We start from the raw sequence: 18740 nt of genomic DNA, 5'->3' as shown, positions 1-18740 counted from the left end.
CTACGCTCCGTCCGTGTCCAAGCAGTCGGCGTCCGCCTCCCTCCCCCCGCTCTCCGTGGACCGCACCAGCCCGGTCCCGCTCTACTACCAGCTCGCCCAGCAGCTGGAAGCCGCGATCGAGAACGGCGCGCTGACCCCCGGCAGCCTGCTCGGCAACGAGATCGACCTCGCCACCCGCCTCGGACTGTCCCGCCCCACCGTCCGCCAGGCCATCCAGTCCCTCGTCGACAAGGGCCTCCTGATCCGCCGCCGGGGGGTCGGCACCCAGGTCCTGCACAGCCAGGTGCGGCGCCCGCTGGAACTGAGCAGCCTCTACGACGACCTGGAGGCGGCCGGCCAGCACCCCGCCACCCGGGTCCTGGCCAACCGCGTCGAACCCGCGACCGCCCGGGTCGCCGCCGCCCTCGGCGTACCGGAGGGCACCGACGTGCGCTACGTCGAGCGGCTTCGGGCGGCGCACGGCGAGCCCATGGCGTACCTGCGCAACCACCTGCCGGCCGGCCTGCTGGAGCCGGACACCGCCCGACTGGAGACGACCGGCCTCTACCGGATGGTGCGCGGCGCCGGTATCACTCTGCACAGCGCCCGGCAGACCGTCGGCGCGCGGGCCGCCACCGCGGCCGAGGCCGAACTGCTCGCCGAGGAGGAGGGCGCCCCGCTGCTGACGATGGAACGCACCACGTACGACGACACCGGCCGCGCCGTCGAGTTCGGCTCCCACCTCTACCGGGCCTCGCGGTACTCCTTCGAGTTCCAGCTGCTGGTCAGAGCGTGAGCCGACAACCCCGGTGACCGGCCGGATGACCCGTATGACCGATACTGCAATGCACGCAGAAGGACATAAAGGAGGGCACGGCCTCGTGACCAGGGTTCGCACAGGAGGGGTACGCGCGACGATCGGCGCCGTGCTCGCGGTGGCGCTGACCGCCGCGCTCGCGGGGTGCAGCAGCACCGGAGGCAAGCGCGCGGAGGACGCCCGCAAGGAGGCCGCGGCCCAGGGCAGGTCCGCCGTGAACACCCCCCGGTGGACCTTCGCCATGGTCACCCACTCGGGCGACGGCGACACCTTCTGGGACATCGTGCAGAACGGCGCGAAGCAGGCCGCCGTCAAGGACAACATCAACTTCCTCTACGCCCACAGCGACGAGGGCCAGGCGCAGGCCCAGCTCATCGACTCGTACATCGCGAAGGGCGTCGACGGGCTCGTCGTCACCCTTGCCAAGCCCGACGCGATGAAGACGGCCGTCGAGAAGGCGGTCAAGGCCGGTATCCCGGTGATCACCGTCAACTCCGGTGCCGAGCAGTCCAAGGCCTTCGGGGCGCTCACCCACATCGGCCAGGACGAGACCGTCGCCGGCGAGGCCGTCGGCGACGAGCTGGACAAGCGGGGCCGGAAGAAGGCCCTGTGCGTCCTGCACGAGCAGGGCAACGTGGGCCACGAGCAGCGCTGCGCCGGTGCGAAGAAAACCTTCGGCGGGGAGCTGCAGAACCTGTACGTCGACGGCACCAACATGCCCGACGTGCAGGCCTCCATCGAGGCCAAGCTCCAGTCCGACCCCGCCATCGACGCCGTCGTCACCCTCGGCGCGCCGTTCGCCGACGCGGCCGTGCAGGCGAAGCGGACCGCGGGCTCCGAGGCCGAGATCGACACCTTCGACCTCAACGCCAAGGTCGCCACCGCGCTCGGCGCCGGCACCCTCGGCTTCGCCGTCGACCAGCAGCCCTACCTCCAGGGCTACCAGGCCGTCGACCTGCTCTGGCTCTACAAGTACAACGCCGACGTCCTCGGCGGCGGCAAGGCCGTCCTCACCGGCCCCCAGATCATCACCAAGGACGACGCCGCCGCGCTGAAGGGCTACACGGAGCGGGGCACCCGATGAGCGCGACCGCCCCGGCCCCGGCCGACGACCTCGACCACGTCGACGAGCGGCTGCTGCGCACCTCCCCGCTGAAGAAGCTGCTCGCCCGCCCCGAACTGGGCTCGGTCGTCGGCGCCGTCGCCGTCTTCCTCTTCTTCTCGATCGTCGCCGACAGCTTCCTGCGCGCCTCCAGCCTCGGCACGGTCCTCTACGCGGCCTCCACCATCGGGATCATGGCGGTGCCCGTCGCCCTGCTGATGATCGGCGGCGAGTTCGACCTGTCGGCGGGTGTCCTGGTCACCAGCTCGGCGCTCGTCTCGTCGATGTTCAGCTACCAGATGACGGCGAACGTCTGGGTCGGCGTCGGCGTCTCGCTGCTCGTCACCCTCGCCGTCGGCGTCTTCGACGGCGTCCTGCTGACCCGCACCAGGCTGCCCAGCTTCATCATCACCCTCGGCACCTTCCTGATGCTGACCGGTCTCAACCTCGGCTTCACCAAGCTGATCAGCGGCACCGTCTCCACCAAGTCGATCGCCGACATGGAGGGCTTCCCCTCCGCCCGTAAGCTCTTCGCCTCCCAGCTGACCGTCGGCGGCGTCGAGCTCAAGGTCACCATCCTGTGGTGGATCGGGCTGGTCGCGCTCGCCACCTGGATCCTGCTGCGCACCCGCTTCGGCAACTGGATCTTCGCCGTCGGTGGCGGCGCCGACGCCGCCCGCGCCGTCGGCGTGCCCGTCGCCAGGACGAAGATCGGGCTCTACATGGGCGTGGCCTTCTGCGCCTGGATCTCCGGCCAGCACCTCCTCTTCTCCTTCGATGTCGTCCAGTCGGGCGAGGGTGTCGGCAACGAGCTGATCTACATCATCGCGGCGGTGATCGGCGGCTGTCTGATCACCGGCGGGTACGGCTCCGCCATCGGCTCCGCGGTCGGCGCGTTCATCTTCGGCATGACCGGCAAGGGCATCGTGTACGCGGAGTGGGACCCGGACTGGTTCAAGTTCTTCCTGGGCGCGATGCTCCTGCTGGCGACCCTGCTGAACGCCTGGATCCGCAAGCGCGTGGAGGCCACCAAATGAGCACGACACCGTTGGTCGAGCTGGACGACGTCAGCAAGTACTACGGGAACGTCCGCGCCCTCGAAGGGGTCTCGCTCGAGGTCCACGCGGGCGAGATCACCTGCGTCCTCGGCGACAACGGCGCCGGAAAGTCCACCCTCATCAAGATCATCGCGGGCCTCCACCGGCACGACGCCGGCACCTTCCGCATCGAGGGCGAGGACGTCTCCCTCGCCAGCCCGCGCGAAGCCCTGGACCTGGGCATCGCCACCGTCTACCAGGACCTGGCCGTCGTCCCCCTGATGCCGGTCTGGCGGAACTTCTTCCTCGGCTCCGAGCCCACCAAGGGGTCCGGCCCCTTCAAGCGCCTCGACGTCGAGCTCATGCGCGCGACCACCCGCGCCGAGCTGCTCCGCATGGGCATCGACCTGTGCGACGTCGACCAGCCCATCGGCACCCTCTCCGGCGGCGAGCGCCAGTGTGTGGCCATCGCCCGCGCGGTCCACTTCGGCGCCAAGGCCCTGGTCCTCGACGAGCCCACCGCAGCCCTCGGCGTGAAGCAGTCCGGAGTGGTCCTGAAATATGTGGCCGCCGCCCGTGACCAGGGCCTCGGAGTGGTCCTCATCACCCACAACCCGCACCACGCCTACCTCGTCGGCGACCGGTTCGTCCTGCTCAAGCGCGGCCTCATGGCGGCCGCCCACACCAAGGGCTCGGTGACCCTCGACGAGTTGACCCGGCAGATGGCCGGCGGCAGCGAGCTGGACGACCTCCGCCACGAGCTGGAGCGCCCCTCCGCCACATAACGGTCCTCCGACACCGCACCTGGCAGAATCGAGCCGATGAGTACCTACCGCGACCTCACCCAGCGCGGCTCCGCCCGGGGCACCGTGCTGCGGACCGTCGGCAGCCGCGAACGGCGCTCCCACCTCAGCGCGCCACGGGTCCCCACCGTCGGCATCGACATCGGCGGTACGAAGGTGATGGCCGGGGTCGTCGACGCGGACGGCGTCATCCTGGAGAAGATCAAGACCGAGACGCCGGACAAGTCCAAGAGCGCCAAGGTCGTCGAGGACACCATCACCGAGCTGGTCCTCGACCTCTCCGACCGGCACGACGTGCACGCCGTCGGCATCGGCGCGGCCGGCTGGGTGGACGCCGAACGGGCCACCGTCCTCTTCGCCCCCCACCTCGCCTGGCGCAACGAGCCGCTGCGCGACTCCCTCCAGTCCCGGCTCGCCGTCCCCGTCATGGTGGACAACGACGCCAACACCGCCGCCTGGGCCGAGTGGCGGTTCGGCGCCGGCCGCGGCGAGGACCACCTCGTCATGATCACGCTCGGCACCGGCATCGGCGGCGCCATCCTGGAGGGCGGCCAGGTCAAGCGCGGCAAGTACGGCGTCGCCGGCGAGTTCGGCCACATGCAGGTCGTCCCCGGCGGCCACCGCTGCCCCTGCGGCAACCGCGGCTGCTGGGAGCAGTACAGCTCCGGCAACGCCCTGGTCCGCGAGGCCCGGGAACTGGCCGCCGCCGACTCCCCGGTCGCGTACAACATCATCGAGCGGGTCAAGGGCAACATCCCCGAGATCACCGGCCCGCTCATCACCGAACTGGCCCGCGAGGGCGACGCCATGTGCGTCGAGCTCTTCCAGGACATCGGCCAGTGGCTCGGCGTCGGCATCGCCAACCTCGCCGCCGCCCTCGACCCCTCCTGCTTCGTCATCGGCGGCGGCGTCAGCGCCGCCGACGACCTGCTGATCGGCCCCGCGAGGGACGCCTTCCGCCGCCATCTCACCGGTCGCGGCTACCGCCCCGAGGCCCGGATCGCCAAGGCCCAGCTCGGACCCGAGGCCGGCATGGTCGGCGCCGCCGACATGGCCCGCCTCGTCGCCCGCCGCTTCCGCCGCGCCAACCGCCGCCGCCTGGAACGCCATGAGCGGTACGAACGCTACGCCCAGGCCCTGCGGGGCGGCACCGAAGGCCGCCCCTCCCGCACCACCCAGGACCCGCAGTCATGACCGTGCCCACCCTCCCCGCCCAGCCCGCCTCGCCCGAGCAGGGAACGAAGCTGCCGGAGGACCGGCGCCACATGATCGGCCGGCGCTGGCTGACGGCGATCATCATCGTGCTGCTCGTCGGCATCCCCGCCGGCTATCTGGTGATCTCCGCCGGACAGAGCCGCGACAGCGGCCGCGACAAGGAGCGCGAGTCCTCGGCCACGGGGCTGCGGGACAACTGGCCCTCCCAGATGAAGCGCCGCATCTTCGAGGTCCCGATCCCCCCGGGCAGCACCGACGTCGCCTACTACGAGACCAGCAACTGGCGCACCAGCCGGCTGTACGTCCAGTTCACGACGACCGCCGGCCGGCTGGACACCTTCCTCCACGAGGTCGGCTCCAGCCGCTCCCGACTCGTCCCGGGCGAGGTCACCGTCGGCGAACGTGACGCCGACATCGTCGGCTGGGACTTCCCCGCCGACCACGACTGGTCGGGCACCACCATCAGCCGCGACAAGCCGCGCCCCAGCGAGGACATCACCGTCGACCTCACCGACCCGGCCGCCCCCCGGGTGTACGTGGTGTCCACCACCACCCCCTGACAGGGGCCCGAAAACACGCTCATTACCCTGGAGCGAGTGAGCCAGACGCAGACGCCCCCGCCGCAGCCGACCCCGACGCCCACCCTGCAGTACCGCCTCGACGGGCGAGAAGACGCTCCCGTCCTGGTCATCGGGCCCTCCCTGGGTACCACCCTGCACATGTGGGACCGGCAGATCCCCGAGCTCACCCGTCAGTGGCGCGTCGTCCGCTTCGATCTGCCCGGCCACGGCGGCGCCCCCGCCCGCCCCTTCGTCTCCGTCGCCGAGCTCGGCGACCGGCTGCTCGCCACCCTCGACGAGCTGGGCGTCCAGCGCTTCGGCTACGTCGGCTGCTCCATCGGCGGCGCGGTCGGCCTCGACCTCGCGCTGCGGGCGCCCCACCGGGTCGCCTCGCTGGCGCTGGTCGCCGCCTCGCCCCGGTTCGGCAGCGCCGACGAGTTCCGCCAGCGCGGTGTGATCGTCCGCACCAACGGCCTGGAGCCCATCGCCCGCACCGCGCCCGAGCAGTGGTTCACCCCCGGCTTCGCCGCCGCCCAGCCCGCGATCGTCGAGTGGGCCGTGCAGATGGTCCGCACGACCGACCCGGGCTGCTACATCGGCGCCTGCGAGGCGCTCGCCGTCTTCGACGTCCGTGAGGCCCTCGGCCGGATCGGCGTTCCCGCCCTCGTCCTCGTCGGCTCCGACGACCAGGTCACCGGCCCCGCCGAGGCCCGCACCCTGGTGGCCGGGATAGCCGACGCCCGGCTCGCCGTCGTCCCCGGCGCCTCGCACCTCGCCCCGGTCGAGCAGCCGGCCGCCGTCACCGACCTGCTCACCCACCACTTCGCCGGCATCGTCCACGACACGCAGAGCGCCCTGCTCGCCCCGCCGATGCCGCCCGTCTCCGCCCCGGTCGTGCCCGTCGCCGAGATCGCCCCCGCCGGGGCCGAGGCCGAGCCCGCCGGAGCCGCGCCGCCCGACCCGTACGACACCGGGCTGAAGCTGCGCCGCGAGATCCTCGGCGACGCGCACGTGGACCAGGTCCTGCGGGACGAGTTCGCCACCGACCTCCAAGGGCTCGTCACCCGCTACGCCTGGGGCGAGGTCTGGAGCCGGGACGGCCTCGACCGCCGCACCCGCAGCTGCGTCACCCTCGCCGCCCTGATCACCGGCGGCCACCTCGACGCGCTCGCCGACCACACCCGCGCCGCGCTGCGCAACGGGCTGACCCCCGACGAGATCGGCGAGGTCGTCCTGCAGACCTCGGTCTACTGCGGGCTGCCCGCCGCCGAGAGCGCCCTGCGCGTGGTCGGCCGGGTGATCAAGGAGGAGACCACGCCCCAGGCGTAGGCTGATCTCTCGCCCGTCCGCACCGTCTTCGGCACCGTCGTGAGGTGGAGTCCTGTGAAGCTGACGAAGAAGTCGCACGCCTGCATCCGGCTGGAGAAGGAGGGGCGGACGCTCGTCATCGACCCCGGCGGCTTCAGCGAGGAGGACTCCGCCCTCGGCGCCGACGCGGTCTTCGTCACCCACGAGCACCCCGACCACTTCGACGAGGGCCGGCTGCGGGCGGCCCTGGAGGCCGACCCGGCGGCCGAGATCTGGACGCTGCGGAGCGTCGCCGAGAAGATCTCCGCCGCCTTCCCCGGCCGGGTCCACACCGTCGGCCACGGCGACACCTTCACCGTGGCCGGCTTCGACGTCCAGGTCCACGGCGAACTGCACGCCGTGATCCACCCCGACATCCCGCGCGTCACCAACATCGGCTTCCTCGTGGACGGCGCCGTCTTCCACCCCGGCGACGCGCTGACCGTCCCCGACCACCCCGTGGACACGCTGCTGCTGCCCGTGATGGCGCCGTGGAACAAGATCTCCGAGGTCATCGACTACGTACGGGAGGTCAAGCCGCGCCGGGCCTTCGACGTCCACGACGCCCTGCTCACCGACCTCGCCCGGCCGATCTACGACCGTCAGATCGGCGCCCTCGGCGGCACGGACCACAGCCGGCTGACCCCGGGCGACTCCACCGACCTCTGACGCCCGGGCCGCCTGACCGACCGCCCGGGAACCGCGACTGTCACACCCCGCCGTTAGGCTTGCGCTCATGCGCATCGCGACCTGGAACGTCAATTCGATCACCGCCCGGCTGCCCCGTCTCCTCACCTGGCTGGAGAGCAGTGGCACGGACGTGCTCTGCCTCCAGGAGACCAAGTGCACCGCCGAGCAGTTCCCCACCGACGAGCTGCGCGAGCTGGGGTACGCCTCGTCGGTCCACGCCACCGGCCGATGGAACGGAGTGGCCCTGGTCTCGCGCGTCGGCCTGGAGGACGTCGTCCACGGACTGCCCGGCGCGCCGGAGTACGAAGGCGTGGCGGAGCCCCGGGCGATCTCCGCGACCTGCGGCCCGGTCCGCCTCTGGTCGGTGTACGTACCGAACGGCCGCGAGGTCGCCCACGAGCACTACGCCTACAAGCTGCGCTGGCTGGAGGCGCTCCAGGCGGCGGTGGCCGAGGACGCGGCCGGCGAGCGGCCCTTCGCCGTCCTCGGTGACTTCAACATCGCCCCGACCGACGACGACGTCTGGGACATCGGCCTCTTCGACGGCGCCACGCACGTCACCGCGCCCGAGCGGGCCGCCCTTGCCGGACTGCGCGAGACCGGCCTCACGGACGTGGTCCCGCGCCCCCTGAAGTACGACCACCCCTTCACGTACTGGGACTACCGCCAGCTCTGCTTCCCCAAGAACAGGGGCATGCGCATCGACCTGGTCTACGGGAACGCGCCGTTCGCCGACGCGGTGAAGGACAGCTACGTCGACCGCGAGGAGCGCAAGGGCAAGGGCGCCTCCGACCACGCCCCGGTCGTCGTCGACCTCGACGTCTAGCAGCCGGCCCGGACGTTCCCGGCCGACCGGGCGGGCGGTCCACCGCTCTCTCGTGGCGGCCCCAGGGGGTGTCTTGCCGATCATGCCGGGCTCGCGTGCCCTGGCACCGCGCCTCGCCGCGTTGTCGTCGGTCGCCAACGCTCCGCGTTGTCTCCCTCCTCCGCCTTGCGATCCGTCCCCTTGGCCCTGGCGGGCCTGGGGAGGCCCCATGCACCAGACCCCGCTCGCTGATCCGGCCTGATCGACAAGACACCCCCTAGGGTGTGGGCGTGATCGAGTCTGCCGTCAAGCCCTTGTTCCCGGCCGCCCGCGCCCCGCGCGGGCGGCGTCATGCCGTCGCCGCCGCGCTCCTGCTCGCGGCCTCGTGCGGTCTCGCGACGGGGTGCGCTCCGGCCGGGCAGGCGCCGCCGCGCGGCGAGGCCGCGGCGCGAACCGCCGACGACAGGAAGGGCGCCCGGGCCTCCGCGAACCCCCTGATCCGTCCGGTCGGCTCGCCGATGACGGTGATCGCCCACCGGGGCGCCTCCTCGGCCGCGCCCGAGAACACCCTGATCTCGGACGAGGTCGCCCGGCGGGGCGGTGCGCGGTGGATCGAGAACGACGTCCAGCCGAGCCGGGACGGCGTGCCCTACGTCCTCCACGACACCACGGTCGACCGGACCACGGACGGCACCGGGCCGATCCGCGCACTGACCGCCGCGCAGCTGGACGCCCTCGACGCGGGCGCCTGGTTCGCCCCCGCCTACATCGGCGCCCGCGTCCCCACCCTGGCCGCCCAGTTGGAGGACCTGCGGGTCCGCGGCGGGAACCTGCTCCTGGAGATCAAGGGCAGGCACAGCCGGGAGGAGGTGGCCCGGATCGTCCGGCTCGTCCGGGACCACGACATGACCCGCCGGGTGCTCGTGCAGAGCTTCGACGTGGACACGTTGCAGCACACCCGCGCACTGGCCCCCGAGCTCCCCCTGGGCCTGCTGCGTTCCCAGCTCGACCCCGACCCGGTCGCGGTCGCCGAGGAGCTCGGACTGAGCGCGTACAACCCGGCGGCCGGCGCGCTGTCCACCCATGGGGACGTGGTGAAGGAGCTGCACGAGGCCGGGGTCGCCGTGATGGTCTGGACCGTGGACAGCCCGGCGCGGTGGAAGGAGCTGGACGCGCTCGGCGCCGACGCGGTCATCACCAACCGCCCGGCCGAGATGACCGGCTGGAACGCCGCCCGCCCCTGAGGCGCCTGCCGCCGCCCCCCTTCCGGCCGAGGGCGGCCCGGCCCGCGACGATCTCCGCGCGCCGGGTGGTGTGGCGCGCGGGTGGAATGCGACGCTGGTCGGATGAACATCCCGTTCCTGGACAACTGGCGCAAGCGACACGAGACCGATCCCTCCCCTCTGGCAGCGGCCCTCGACCGCGATCCCGAGGGTGTGGGTGAGCTGCTCGCCGAGTGCGAGCTGCTGCGCGCCAGGGCCCAGGCCGCCGGGGTGAGGCTGGACGACACCCCCCGCTCGCTGGCGGCGCTCGACCAGCTTCCGCCGCGCTGGCGCGACGATCCCGAGGAGCTGCCCTGGCTCGGCAACGACGCCGGGCTCTATCTGGGCACGGTCATCGTGCGGACCGTACCGGGAGCGGGCTGGCACGTGTGGCCCGGCGGGCAGCCGGTGGTCAGGCTCGCCTCCGGCCGGGAGATCCAGGTGGTCGAGGCGGGCCTCGACTGGGCGGTCACCGGGGCGCCCGAACTGTTCCAGGTGTACGCGGAGGCCGCCGAGGCCTGAGACGGCCGGCGCCCGCCCGTTCGCCCCCCGACCACCCTTTTGCAGTAAATACGGCTTATGCCGTGTTTATGCGTGTCGGGTGTGAAGTCCCTTTTCGTGGTGGATAGTTTGCGCTGACCTCGACACCGTTGAGAAATGGGGCAGGGCAGCGTATGGCTGTTGTCGATCCGTTGATCGAGCTGCGTGGCGTCAACAAGCACTACGGAACGTTGCACGTCCTGCAGGACATCGATCTCACCGTCGGCCGCGGGGAGGTGGTGGTGGTCATCGGGCCGTCCGGGTCGGGCAAGTCGACGCTCTGCAGGGCGATCAACCGCCTGGAGACCGTCGAGTCGGGGGAGATCGTCATCGACGGACGCCCCCTCCCGGAGGAGGGGAAGGCGCTGGCCCGGCTGCGGGCCGAGGTCGGCATGGTCTTCCAGTCGTTCAACCTCTTCGCGCACAAGACCGTCCTCGCCAACGTCTCCCTGGCTCAGATCAAGGTCCGGGGGCGCAGGCGCGAGGAGGCCGACCGGCGTTCGCGCGAACTCCTCGACCGGGTCGGCCTCGCCGCCCACGCCGACAAGTTCCCCGCCCAGCTCTCCGGCGGACAGCAGCAGCGGGTGGCGATCGCCCGCGCCCTCGCCATGGAACCCAAGGCGCTCCTCTTCGACGAGCCGACCTCCGCCCTCGACCCCGAGATGATCAACGAGGTTCTCGAGGTGATGCGGCAGCTCGCCCGCGAGGGCATGACCATGGTCGTCGTCACCCACGAGATGGGCTTCGCCCGCTCCGCCGCCAACCGCGTCGTCTTCATGGCCGACGGCCGCGTCGTCGAGGACCGCGCGCCGGAGGAGTTCTTCACCAGCCCGCGCAGCGAGCGCGCCAAGGACTTCCTGTCCAAGATCCTGAAGCACTGAGCGGGGGGCCGACGTCATGCACCACCGTACGCATCGCACCCGTGCCCTTTTCGCGCTGCTGGCCCTCGCCCTGAGCGCGATGAGCGTCCTGAGTGGCTGCGGCAGGGAGGGCAGCCCGCCGGTCAAGGGACCGCAGCCCGACGAACTCCCCGTCTATCAGGTGCGGTCCGCCTTCCGGCTGCCGGACTCCCCGACCTGGACGAAGGCGAAGAGGCGCGGCCGTCTGGTCGTCGGCGCCAAGGAGGACCAGCCCTACATGGGGGAGAAGGACCCGGCCACCGGACGGTACTCCGGCTTCGACATCGAGATCGCCAAGATGCTGGCGGCCTCGCTCGGCTTCGACCCGGCGTCGGTCGAGTTCCGGACGATCGCCTCGGCCAACCGCGAAACCGCCCTGCAGAACGGGCAGATCGACTACTACGTCGGCACCTACACCATCAACGACAACCGCAAGAAGCTGGTGGGCTTCGCCGGCCCCTACTACATGGCCGGCCAGTCCCTCCTCGTCCGCACCGACGAGAACGACATCGATGGACCGCAGGACCTCGACGGCAAGCGTGTCTGCTCGGCCGCCGGCTCCACCCCGTACCAGCGGATCCAGAAGGACTACCCGAAGGCCGTCCTCGTCGCCTACGACACCTACTCGGTCTGCGTCGACAACCTGCTCACCTTCCAGGTCGACGCCGTCACCACCGACGACACGATCCTCATGGGCTACGCGGCCAAGGCCCCCGACGAACTGAAGGTCGTCGGCAGGCCGTTCTCGAAGGAGCCCTACGGCATCGGCGTTCCCCGGAGCGACAACGCCCTGCGCTTCGCGCTCGACGACGCCCTCGCCGCACACGAGAGGAACGGCGACTGGAAGAAGGCGTACGACGCGACCCTCGGCCTCTCCGGCGTCCCCGCCCCGGAACCGCCCGCCATCGACCGCTACCCGGCGAGCTGAGGAGGGTCCCGACCGACATGGACGTCCTGACAGAGAACTTCTCGCGCTACGGCGAAGGCTTCCTCGGCACCGTCGAGCTCACGGTCTACGCCTCCGCCCTGGCCCTCGTCCTCGGCTTCCTCATGGCCTCCTTCCGGGCGGCGCCGGTCGGCTCGCTCCGGCTCTTCGGCGCCGCCTGGGTCACGGTCCTGCGCAACACCCCGCTCACCCTGCTGTTCTTCGCCGTGATGCTCGGTCTGCCGCGCTTCGGGCTCGTGCTCCCCTTCCAGCTGTTCGCGGTCCTCGCGCTCGGCTGCTACACCTCCGCCTTCGTCTGCGAGGCGCTGCGCTCGGGCATCAACACCGTGCCGCGCGGTCAGGGAGAGGCGGCCCGCAGCCTCGGCATGACCTTCGGGCAGACCCTGGGGGCCGTCATCCTGCCCCAGGCCTTCCGGTCCGTCATCCCGCCCATCGGCTCCACGCTCATCGCGCTCGCCAAGAACTCCGCCATCGCCGGAGCCTTCAGCGTCACCGAACTCCTCGGTACCTACAAGACGTTGAGCGAGCTCGGCTACAACATCATCTGGACCTTCGTCTGGATCGCCGTCGGCTACCTGATCATCACCCTCACCATCAGCGCGATCTTCAACGTCCTGGAGAGCCGCTGGGGAGTCGCCCGATGACCGTGTCCACCGCCCTGTACGACATCCCGGGCGCCCGCACCCGGCGACGCCATCGGCTCTACGGCGTGCTCTCGACGGTGGTCCTGCTGGCCCTGCTCGGCTGGATCCTGTATCTCCTCTTCGACACCGGGCAGTTCACCGCCGTCAAGTGGGCCCCCTTCACCTACGTGGGGATCCAGGAGTTGCTGCTGCGTGGCCTCGGGAACACCCTCAAGGCCTTCGCGTACGCCTCGGTGCTCTCGCTCGCGCTCGGCGGCCTCCTTGCCACCGGACGCCTCTCCGAACACCGGGTCCTGCGCTGGGTGTCGACCCTGTTCGTCGAGTTCTTCCGCGCCATGCCCGTCCTGGTGATGATCTTCTTCATCTTCGTGGCGCTGAAGGTCCAGCCGCTGCCCGCGCTGGTCGCCGGGCTGACCCTCTACAACGGCTCGGTGCTCGCCGAGGTGTTCCGTACCGGGGTCAACTCGGTCGACCGGGGGCAGCGGGAGGCCGCGTACGCCCTCGGCATGCGCAAGACCCAGGTCATGACCTACGTCCTGGTGCCGCAGGCCGTTCGGGCCATGCTGCCGGCCATCATCAGCCAGTTGGTGGTCGCCCTGAAGGACACCTCGCTCGGATTCCTCATCACCTACGAGGAGTTCCTGCACGCGGGCAAGCTGATCGCCTCGAACCTCGATTACGATCTGCCGTTCATCCCCGTCGTCATGGTGATCTCACCGATCTACATCGGGATGTGCGTCCTGCTGTCCTGGTTCGCCGGCTGGGTGGCCAGGAAGGAGCGCCGCAACCCGAAGACGAAGGCCGTGGAGGTCGCCTCGGCCGATCCAGGGACGCTGCTGCCGGGTGGGGGTCCTCCCACGGGGCCGTAGCGGCCTCGCAGCAGCTCGCAAGGAGCCGAGCCCGCCCGGCAGCAGCCGGTGATCACTCCTCCCGCAGCGGGATCGACACGTACGACGGGTCGGCCGACGGGGACGAGAAGGTCAGCTGCGCGCCGGTCGGGTTGTGCTCGATGTAGAGCGGGTCGACGGTGTCGACGACCAGGGCGAGACGGTGGCCGGCCGGAACGTCGTAGGCCGTGGAGAACAGCTCCAGGTCGACGGAGAACGGCGTGCCGGGCGTCTTGCCGTGGAACGTGTACGGGGCATTGCTGACCAGCTTGCCGAGGCCGAGCGGCCCCACGTCGTAGAGGTACGCGACGAGGGTGCCGCTCTCCTTGGTGGCGGTGACCGTGGTGTGGAGCTTCGCCGTGCCCCGCACCCGCTGGACGGTGTCGTACCGCTCGGACTGCCACACGCCGGCGAAGGAGCGGGGGAGCAGCGGGATCGAGGCGACGGGTGGCGCCTGGAGGAACTGGTCCAGGAGGTTGGAGAGCAGCACGACACCGCCGTTGGCGCCGGAGTCGACGTTGGCCCAGACGTGCTCGGTGTCGTTCAGCGCGATCCTCCGCTGCTTCTCGCCCACCGACTTCCAGTCGGGGTAGCCCTCGTAGCCGCCGGTGGAGCGGGACTTGAGCTGCACGGGCCGCTCGCGGTCGATGCCGTTGTCGGCGCCCTTGAGGTGGTGGTCGAACCAGCGGTGGGCGTTGGTCCAGGTGTCGTTGGGCAGACCGAGCAGACCGGTGCCCTCCGCGGTGGCGTGGTCGCCGGGACGGAACTCCAGCCGCTTGGGGCCCTGGAGCTTCTCGTAGAAGCTCGCGTACTGGTTGGGTGGGAAGATGGTGTCGCCCCAGGCGTTGCCGAGCATGATGGCCGTGCCGTTGGCGTTGATCCGGTCCAGGTACGTGACGGCGGAGCGCTTCTTGCCCCAGGCGATCATCTCATCCTCCTTGGAGAGGTCGGAGGAGAGGAAGTCGCCCAGGATCTGCCGCAGTTCGGGGCCGGGCCGGCCGGTGAGGTAGCCCGCGCCGCCCAGCAGGGCGGCGGCCTGGAGGTGCTGGGTGCGGCCGCTGTAGATGGAGTCGATGAGGTCGGCCCAGCCGCTGAGCGCCGCGACGGCCTTGATCCGCTTGTCGTGCGCGGAGGCGAGGAGGCTGATGCCGGCGCCGTACGACACACCCGCCATGCCGACCTTGTCCGGGTCGGCGGGGGTGTTGGCGAGGGCCCAGTCGATGACCTTGGAGGCGTCGGCGACGTCCTTCGGTCCGGCGGTCTCGATCTCGCCCCCGGACTGCCAGAAGCCGCGGGAGTTGTAACTGACCACGACGTAGCCGGAGTCGGCGAGTTTCCGGGCCTGGACGAGGTACTCGATCTGGGGCATGCCCCAGCTGGTGGGAAGCACGATCACGGGGTAGCGGGCGGAGCCGTCGGCGCCGGCCGGGGTGACGACGTTGGCCTTGAGGACGGTGCCGCCGTCGCCGGCGATGTCGACGAACCGGATTCCGGTCTCCGAGGCGGTGGCGGCGTCGGCGTCGGCGGTGGCGTTCGCGGCGGGGGCGAGCCCGACGGCCGTCCCGGCCACGAGGGCGGCCGAGACGGCGAAGACCAAGGCTGTGCGCACGGGTCACTCCTCACTGGGGATCACTGATGGGGGGCAGTGAAAGTGACCCGACGGTAACCGGTGCGACTTACTCGTGGTAACCGGTGGGTAAGTTACGTGCCGGTAACGATTATTGGACGCGGTGTCAACGCGGGCCCTCGAGTCCTTCGAGGCTGTCCATGAACGAGCTGACGGAGAACACCGCACGGCCCGGACCGGCGGGGCCGTACCCGGGCGGAGAGCTCAGGCCGAACTCCTCCAGCGTCGCCCGGTAGGTCTCCAGCAGACGGATGTGGTACTCCAGCGGCGCGCCCAGCGGGTTGGCCTTGCCCAGCGGAGTCGTGGGCTCCGGGCACCAGGTGGTGAAGCGCGGGACGACGCCGTGCGACATGAAGAACCGCAGTCCCTCGGTGGTCGAGTCGATCGCCTCGCTCACCTTGGTGAAGCCGAACGGCTCGGCCATCTCGATGCCCGCCACGAAGTTCGGGATCACATGACGGGGACCGAAGATCTCGGCGGAGTCCAGGATCCTGCGGTGCCACTCGTCGCGGCCGACGTAACGCTCCTTGCCGGGGCAGTGCAGCTGGAACAGCCGCCGGTCCCACACCTCGAAGTTCGGGTGGTAGATCCGGATGCCGTAGTCGTGGAACCGCTGCACGGCGTCGCGCGGCAGCGCCTGGGCGACGACCTTGCCGATCCAGCGCCCGGGGAAACGCTCCTCGATGGCCTGCGCGTAGTGCCCGTAGAAGTCGGCCTCGTCCCGGCCGGCGACCTGCGAGGTGATCGAACCGCCGGTGAGCGTGTAGGCCCGGGAGGTCCCCGCCGTGTCGTACCGGTCGATGATCTCCAGCGCCTCCAGCACCTCCTCGACGGGCTTCACACCGGTGTACGGCCGCCCCGCCGCCTTGTGCTGACGCCAGTTGTGGTTGATGTCGCAGAACTGGCACTCCTCCTTGGCGCCGAAGTACTGGCACACCCGGAAGACCGTCAGATAGACGAGGTAGCCCCACTGGATGGTCGGCGCGACCTCCATCACCGACTTGCCGTTCGACAGCGTGTGCCGGTAGTACTCCGGCATCGGCGGCAGGCCGACGTCCGCGATCCGCGCCCCGTCCAGGTACAGCCCCAGCGTGCCGTCCTCGCCGGCCCGCACGACGTACGGCGAGTCCGGGTTCACCCGCACCGACACGACGGTCCGGCGCAGTCCGTACGGGCCGCCCGTGAGCACGATCTCCTCCGGGGGCCGGTTGAGCGCGGCGGCCCCGAGCTCCGGAAGCGTGCGGTGGTCGAAGGAGAAGATGAAGTACGACTTCGGCTTGACGTCACCCGAGGCCCCGTCGGCGCCCCCGCTCAGCGCGGACGCGTCGAAGGCCATGCCGCCCCGCAGGAGATCCTCCTTGATCACGGCTTCCCGGGGCACGTGCGGGAAGCGCCCCATCAGGTCCTCGACCAGTGCGGTACGGCTGACGCTCTCCATGTCCTGCTCCGTCCTCGAATCCATGAGGGTCCTTCGAAGCGTAACCCCGTGTAAGTGACGCGCCTGGAGCCGGGGTGTGACACGTCCCGGGGCGGCGACCTGGAATTCCGGGGACGGGCGCCCCAAGCTGGTGCCGTGGAGAACCCCGGCGACGTACCCGATGTCTTCGATCCGCGGATCTATGCCGACGGACCGCCGCACGAGGCGTACCGCTCCCTGCGAGACCGGCATCCCGTCGCCTGGCAGGTGGAGTACGAAGTCCTCGGCTGGCCCGCCGGGCCCGGTTTCTGGGCCGTCACACGGCACGCCGACGTCGTACGCGTGCTCAAGGACTCCACGCACTACTCCTCGTGCCTCGGCGCCACCCAGATCCGTGACCCGGACCCGGCCGACCTGCCGTTCATCCGCCGGATGATGCTCAATCAGGACCCGCCGGAACACGGGCGGCTGCGGCGGCTCGTCAGCCGGGCGTTCACGCCCGGACGCATCGGGCGGTTCGCCGGGACCGCTCGGGAACGGGCGCGCGAGCTGCTGAAGGCCGCCGTCGACGCGGGCCCCGAGGTCGATCTCGTGCGGGCCGTCACCGACGACTACGCGCTGCTCAACCTGACCGACCTGCTCGGGGTGCCCGCGAGTGACCGGGGCCTGCTGCACGCCTGGACCGAGCGGGTCATCGCCTACCAGGACCCCGACGAGCCGCCCGTCATCGACGACCGCGGGCGGCCGGTCAACCCCCGCTCGCCCGCCATGCTCGCCGAGATGTTCGACTATGCCCGGGAGCTCGCCGCGTACAAGCGGAAGAACCCCGCGAACGACGTCATGACCGCGCTCGCCGCCTCCGAACTCCGCCCCGCCGAACTGGAGATGTTCTTCTTCCTGCTCACCGTCGCCGGCAACGACACCGTCCGCAGCGCGGCCCCCGGCGGCCTGCTCGCCCTCGCCGTCCACCCCGACGAGCGCCGGCGGCTCTGGAGCGGCGAGGCCGCCGTGGACCGGGCCGTCGAGGAGCTCCTGCGCGTCCACCCGCCCGTGCTGTCGTTCCGGCGGACCGCGACCCACGACACCGAACTCGCCGGCCGTCGCGTCCCTGCCGGCGACAAGGTCGTCGTCTTCCACGCCTCCGCCAACCACGACGAACGCGTCTTCGCCGACCCCGACCGCCTCGACCTGGACCGCAGCCCCAACCCGCACGTCTCCTTCGGTGAGGGCCCGCACGTCTGCCTCGGCGCGCACTTCGCCCGGCTGCAACTGCGCGTCCTGCACGAAGAAGCGCGTCACACCCTGCGGGACCTCGAACTCGCCGCCCCGCCGCGGCGGCTCGTCTCGAATTTCATCAACGGCCTCAAGACGCTGCCGGTTCGGGTGCGGGCGCGGTCCGCGCCGCCGACGTGACATCCGCGACCAGCTCCACCACATCGGGGCCGTACGCGTCCGAGTTGACGACCTTGAGAAGGAGCACGAAGGGGCCGGAGCCGTACGTCCGTGCCAGCCTCTCGTGGTGCCGGGACAGATAGCGGCTGGCGGCCTGGTTGGCGACCGCGGCCTGGCCGCAGAGGAGGAAGACCGGTCGCCCGCCCTCGCCACCGGTGAGACGGGCGAGGATCACGTGCTCGGTGGACCCGTTCACGCACCGGTACACCTCGCCCCCGACCGTGATCATGCCCCGGTCCCCGGCCGGCTCCGACTCCACGTTCATCGTCAGGCCGGGAAGCAGGGTCGACAGGTGCGCGGCCATCCGGCGGTTGGAGTACGGGCCGCCGACGCAGAACTCCGCGCGGTCCCCCAGCCCCTGCCGGGCCTCGTCGTGCTGGACTATCTCCGGGCGCGCCCCGCAGTCCTTGATCAGGGCGGAGAGTTCGAGGAGCGCGGAGACGTCGACGTTGTGCACCGCCCGCTCGGCGCCCGCCTTGCGGTTCACCACCAGCAGGCACTCGGAGCCGTCGCGCAGCCCGAAGAACGCCTGCCTGCGCCGGAGCGCGCGGCGCCACAGATACGTCCGGGTCAGCCAGCCCAGTGAGGCGCTGACCCCGGTCGCCAGGACGCCCAGCACGACGTTGCGCAGGTCTTCGTTCATGGGCGCGCATGGTAGCGCTACGGCGCACCGCTGTTCGAGGCGGTCCTGACGAGAAGGCCGGACGGAAG

General features: G+C 71.0%; 19 protein-coding genes. 16 read left to right on the top strand and 3 right to left on the bottom strand.

What is annotated here, in order from left to right; genetic code table 11:
• Window positions 1-55: 55 nt before the first annotated feature.
• From ACF06X_RS08975 to ACF06X_RS08905, 15 genes are all read left to right on the top strand, one after another.
• On the top strand, window positions 56-775 hold the full coding sequence (locus ACF06X_RS08975; RefSeq protein ID WP_392286899.1) for a GntR family transcriptional regulator: 720 nt from the start codon (window positions 56-58) through the stop codon (window positions 773-775).
• Between the two features lie 85 nt (window positions 776-860).
• Window positions 861-1880 carry a sugar ABC transporter substrate-binding protein gene (locus ACF06X_RS08970; RefSeq protein ID WP_392286536.1) on the top strand — a complete coding sequence of 340 codons (1020 nt, stop codon included), beginning with the start codon at window positions 861-863 and terminating at the stop codon, window positions 1878-1880.
• Window positions 1877-2935, top strand: coding sequence for an ABC transporter permease (locus ACF06X_RS08965; protein WP_392286535.1), 1059 nt, complete (start codon window positions 1877-1879; stop codon window positions 2933-2935). Before ACF06X_RS08970 ends, ACF06X_RS08965 begins: the two co-directional genes overlap by 4 nt.
• The gene (locus tag ACF06X_RS08960) at window positions 2932-3720 is read left to right on the top strand and encodes an ATP-binding cassette domain-containing protein (RefSeq protein WP_392286534.1); all 789 of its coding nucleotides are present in this window, start codon (window positions 2932-2934) and stop codon (window positions 3718-3720) included. The genes ACF06X_RS08965 and ACF06X_RS08960 overlap by 4 nt, the downstream gene beginning before the upstream one ends.
• A gap of 36 nt (window positions 3721-3756) precedes the next feature.
• A complete protein-coding gene (locus ACF06X_RS08955) occupies window positions 3757-4932 on the top strand; it encodes an ROK family glucokinase (protein WP_392286533.1) in 1176 nt (391 codons plus the stop codon).
• Entirely contained in the window at window positions 4929-5513 is a 585-nt protein-coding gene (locus tag ACF06X_RS08950; protein ID WP_392286532.1) for a hypothetical protein, read from the top strand. The genes ACF06X_RS08955 and ACF06X_RS08950 overlap by 4 nt, the downstream gene beginning before the upstream one ends.
• A 27-nt stretch (window positions 5514-5540) precedes the next feature.
• Window positions 5541-6842 (top strand): alpha/beta fold hydrolase, encoded by a 1302-nt coding sequence (locus ACF06X_RS08945; RefSeq protein WP_392286898.1) that lies wholly within the window; start codon window positions 5541-5543, stop codon window positions 6840-6842.
• A gap of 54 nt (window positions 6843-6896) precedes the next feature.
• Window positions 6897-7529 carry an MBL fold metallo-hydrolase gene (locus tag ACF06X_RS08940; protein ID WP_392286531.1) on the top strand — a complete coding sequence of 211 codons (633 nt, stop codon included), beginning with the start codon at window positions 6897-6899 and terminating at the stop codon, window positions 7527-7529.
• 67 nt (window positions 7530-7596) lie between these two features.
• Window positions 7597-8376, top strand: coding sequence for an exodeoxyribonuclease III (locus tag ACF06X_RS08935; protein ID WP_392286530.1), 780 nt, complete (start codon window positions 7597-7599; stop codon window positions 8374-8376).
• Window positions 8377-8645: 269 nt separating this feature from the next.
• A complete protein-coding gene (locus tag ACF06X_RS08930; protein WP_392286529.1) occupies window positions 8646-9599 on the top strand; it encodes a glycerophosphodiester phosphodiesterase in 954 nt (317 codons plus the stop codon).
• A 102-nt stretch (window positions 9600-9701) separates the two neighbouring features.
• Window positions 9702-10139, top strand: coding sequence for a DUF6278 family protein (locus ACF06X_RS08925; RefSeq protein WP_392286528.1), 438 nt, complete (start codon window positions 9702-9704; stop codon window positions 10137-10139).
• Between the two features lie 152 nt (window positions 10140-10291).
• Window positions 10292-11038 carry an amino acid ABC transporter ATP-binding protein gene (locus ACF06X_RS08920; protein WP_392286527.1) on the top strand — a complete coding sequence of 249 codons (747 nt, stop codon included), beginning with the start codon at window positions 10292-10294 and terminating at the stop codon, window positions 11036-11038.
• 16 nt (window positions 11039-11054) lie between these two features.
• The gene (locus ACF06X_RS08915; RefSeq protein WP_392286526.1) at window positions 11055-11984 is read left to right on the top strand and encodes a glutamate ABC transporter substrate-binding protein; all 930 of its coding nucleotides are present in this window, start codon (window positions 11055-11057) and stop codon (window positions 11982-11984) included.
• Window positions 11985-12001: 17 nt separating this feature from the next.
• On the top strand, window positions 12002-12646 hold the full coding sequence (locus ACF06X_RS08910; protein ID WP_392286525.1) for an amino acid ABC transporter permease: 645 nt from the start codon (window positions 12002-12004) through the stop codon (window positions 12644-12646).
• Window positions 12643-13515 carry an amino acid ABC transporter permease gene (locus tag ACF06X_RS08905; RefSeq protein WP_392286524.1) on the top strand — a complete coding sequence of 291 codons (873 nt, stop codon included), beginning with the start codon at window positions 12643-12645 and terminating at the stop codon, window positions 13513-13515. Before ACF06X_RS08910 ends, ACF06X_RS08905 begins: the two co-directional genes overlap by 4 nt.
• A gap of 52 nt (window positions 13516-13567) precedes the next feature.
• On the opposite strand, the gene ACF06X_RS08900 is transcribed toward ACF06X_RS08905, so the two are convergent.
• A complete protein-coding gene (locus tag ACF06X_RS08900; protein ID WP_392286523.1) occupies window positions 13568-15142 on the bottom strand; it encodes an alpha/beta fold hydrolase in 1575 nt (524 codons plus the stop codon).
• Between the two features lie 124 nt (window positions 15143-15266).
• Complete coding sequence (locus ACF06X_RS08895; RefSeq protein WP_392286897.1) at window positions 15267-16598, bottom strand: radical SAM protein; 1332 nt, start codon at window positions 16596-16598, stop codon at window positions 15267-15269.
• Window positions 16599-16733: 135 nt separating this feature from the next.
• Between ACF06X_RS08895 and ACF06X_RS08890 the strand changes: the two genes are divergently transcribed.
• Window positions 16734-17990, top strand: coding sequence for a cytochrome P450 (locus ACF06X_RS08890; RefSeq protein WP_392286522.1), 1257 nt, complete (start codon window positions 16734-16736; stop codon window positions 17988-17990).
• Here the strand turns inward: ACF06X_RS08890 and ACF06X_RS08885 are convergent.
• The gene (locus tag ACF06X_RS08885; RefSeq protein ID WP_392286521.1) at window positions 17941-18672 is read right to left on the bottom strand and encodes a hypothetical protein; all 732 of its coding nucleotides are present in this window, start codon (window positions 18670-18672) and stop codon (window positions 17941-17943) included. The two genes, ACF06X_RS08890 and ACF06X_RS08885, sit on opposite strands and share 50 nt — an antisense overlap.
• Window positions 18673-18740: the final 68 nt, after the last annotated feature.

The organism is Streptomyces sp. NPDC015346 (assembly GCF_043078785.1).
GTDB lineage: Bacteria > Actinomycetota > Actinomycetes > Streptomycetales > Streptomycetaceae > Streptomyces.
This window is presented reverse-complemented; position numbering and strand designations above follow the sequence as displayed.

What these genes read in the sequence shown, in the direction of transcription:
- ACF06X_RS08935 (WP_392286530.1), top strand. Translation starts at nt 7,597, where the DNA reads ATGCGCATCGCGACCTGGAACGTCAATTCGATCACCGCCCGGCTGCCC.
- ACF06X_RS08950 (WP_392286532.1), top strand. Translation starts at nt 4,929, where the DNA reads ATGACCGTGCCCACCCTCCCCGCCCAGCCCGCCTCGCCCGAGCAGGGA.
- ACF06X_RS08955 (WP_392286533.1), top strand. Translation starts at nt 3,757, where the DNA reads ATGAGTACCTACCGCGACCTCACCCAGCGCGGCTCCGCCCGGGGCACC.
- ACF06X_RS08905 (WP_392286524.1), top strand. Translation starts at nt 12,643, where the DNA reads ATGACCGTGTCCACCGCCCTGTACGACATCCCGGGCGCCCGCACCCGG.
- ACF06X_RS08915 (WP_392286526.1), top strand. Translation starts at nt 11,055, where the DNA reads ATGCACCACCGTACGCATCGCACCCGTGCCCTTTTCGCGCTGCTGGCC.
- ACF06X_RS08925 (WP_392286528.1), top strand. Translation starts at nt 9,702, where the DNA reads ATGAACATCCCGTTCCTGGACAACTGGCGCAAGCGACACGAGACCGAT.
- ACF06X_RS08885 (WP_392286521.1), bottom strand. Translation starts at nt 18,672, where the DNA reads ATGAACGAAGACCTGCGCAACGTCGTGCTGGGCGTCCTGGCGACCGGG.
- ACF06X_RS08965 (WP_392286535.1), top strand. Translation starts at nt 1,877, where the DNA reads ATGAGCGCGACCGCCCCGGCCCCGGCCGACGACCTCGACCACGTCGAC.
- ACF06X_RS08920 (WP_392286527.1), top strand. Translation starts at nt 10,292, where the DNA reads ATGGCTGTTGTCGATCCGTTGATCGAGCTGCGTGGCGTCAACAAGCAC.
- ACF06X_RS08895 (WP_392286897.1), bottom strand. Translation starts at nt 16,598, where the DNA reads ATGGAGAGCGTCAGCCGTACCGCACTGGTCGAGGACCTGATGGGGCGC.
- ACF06X_RS08910 (WP_392286525.1), top strand. Translation starts at nt 12,002, where the DNA reads ATGGACGTCCTGACAGAGAACTTCTCGCGCTACGGCGAAGGCTTCCTC.
- ACF06X_RS08960 (WP_392286534.1), top strand. Translation starts at nt 2,932, where the DNA reads ATGAGCACGACACCGTTGGTCGAGCTGGACGACGTCAGCAAGTACTAC.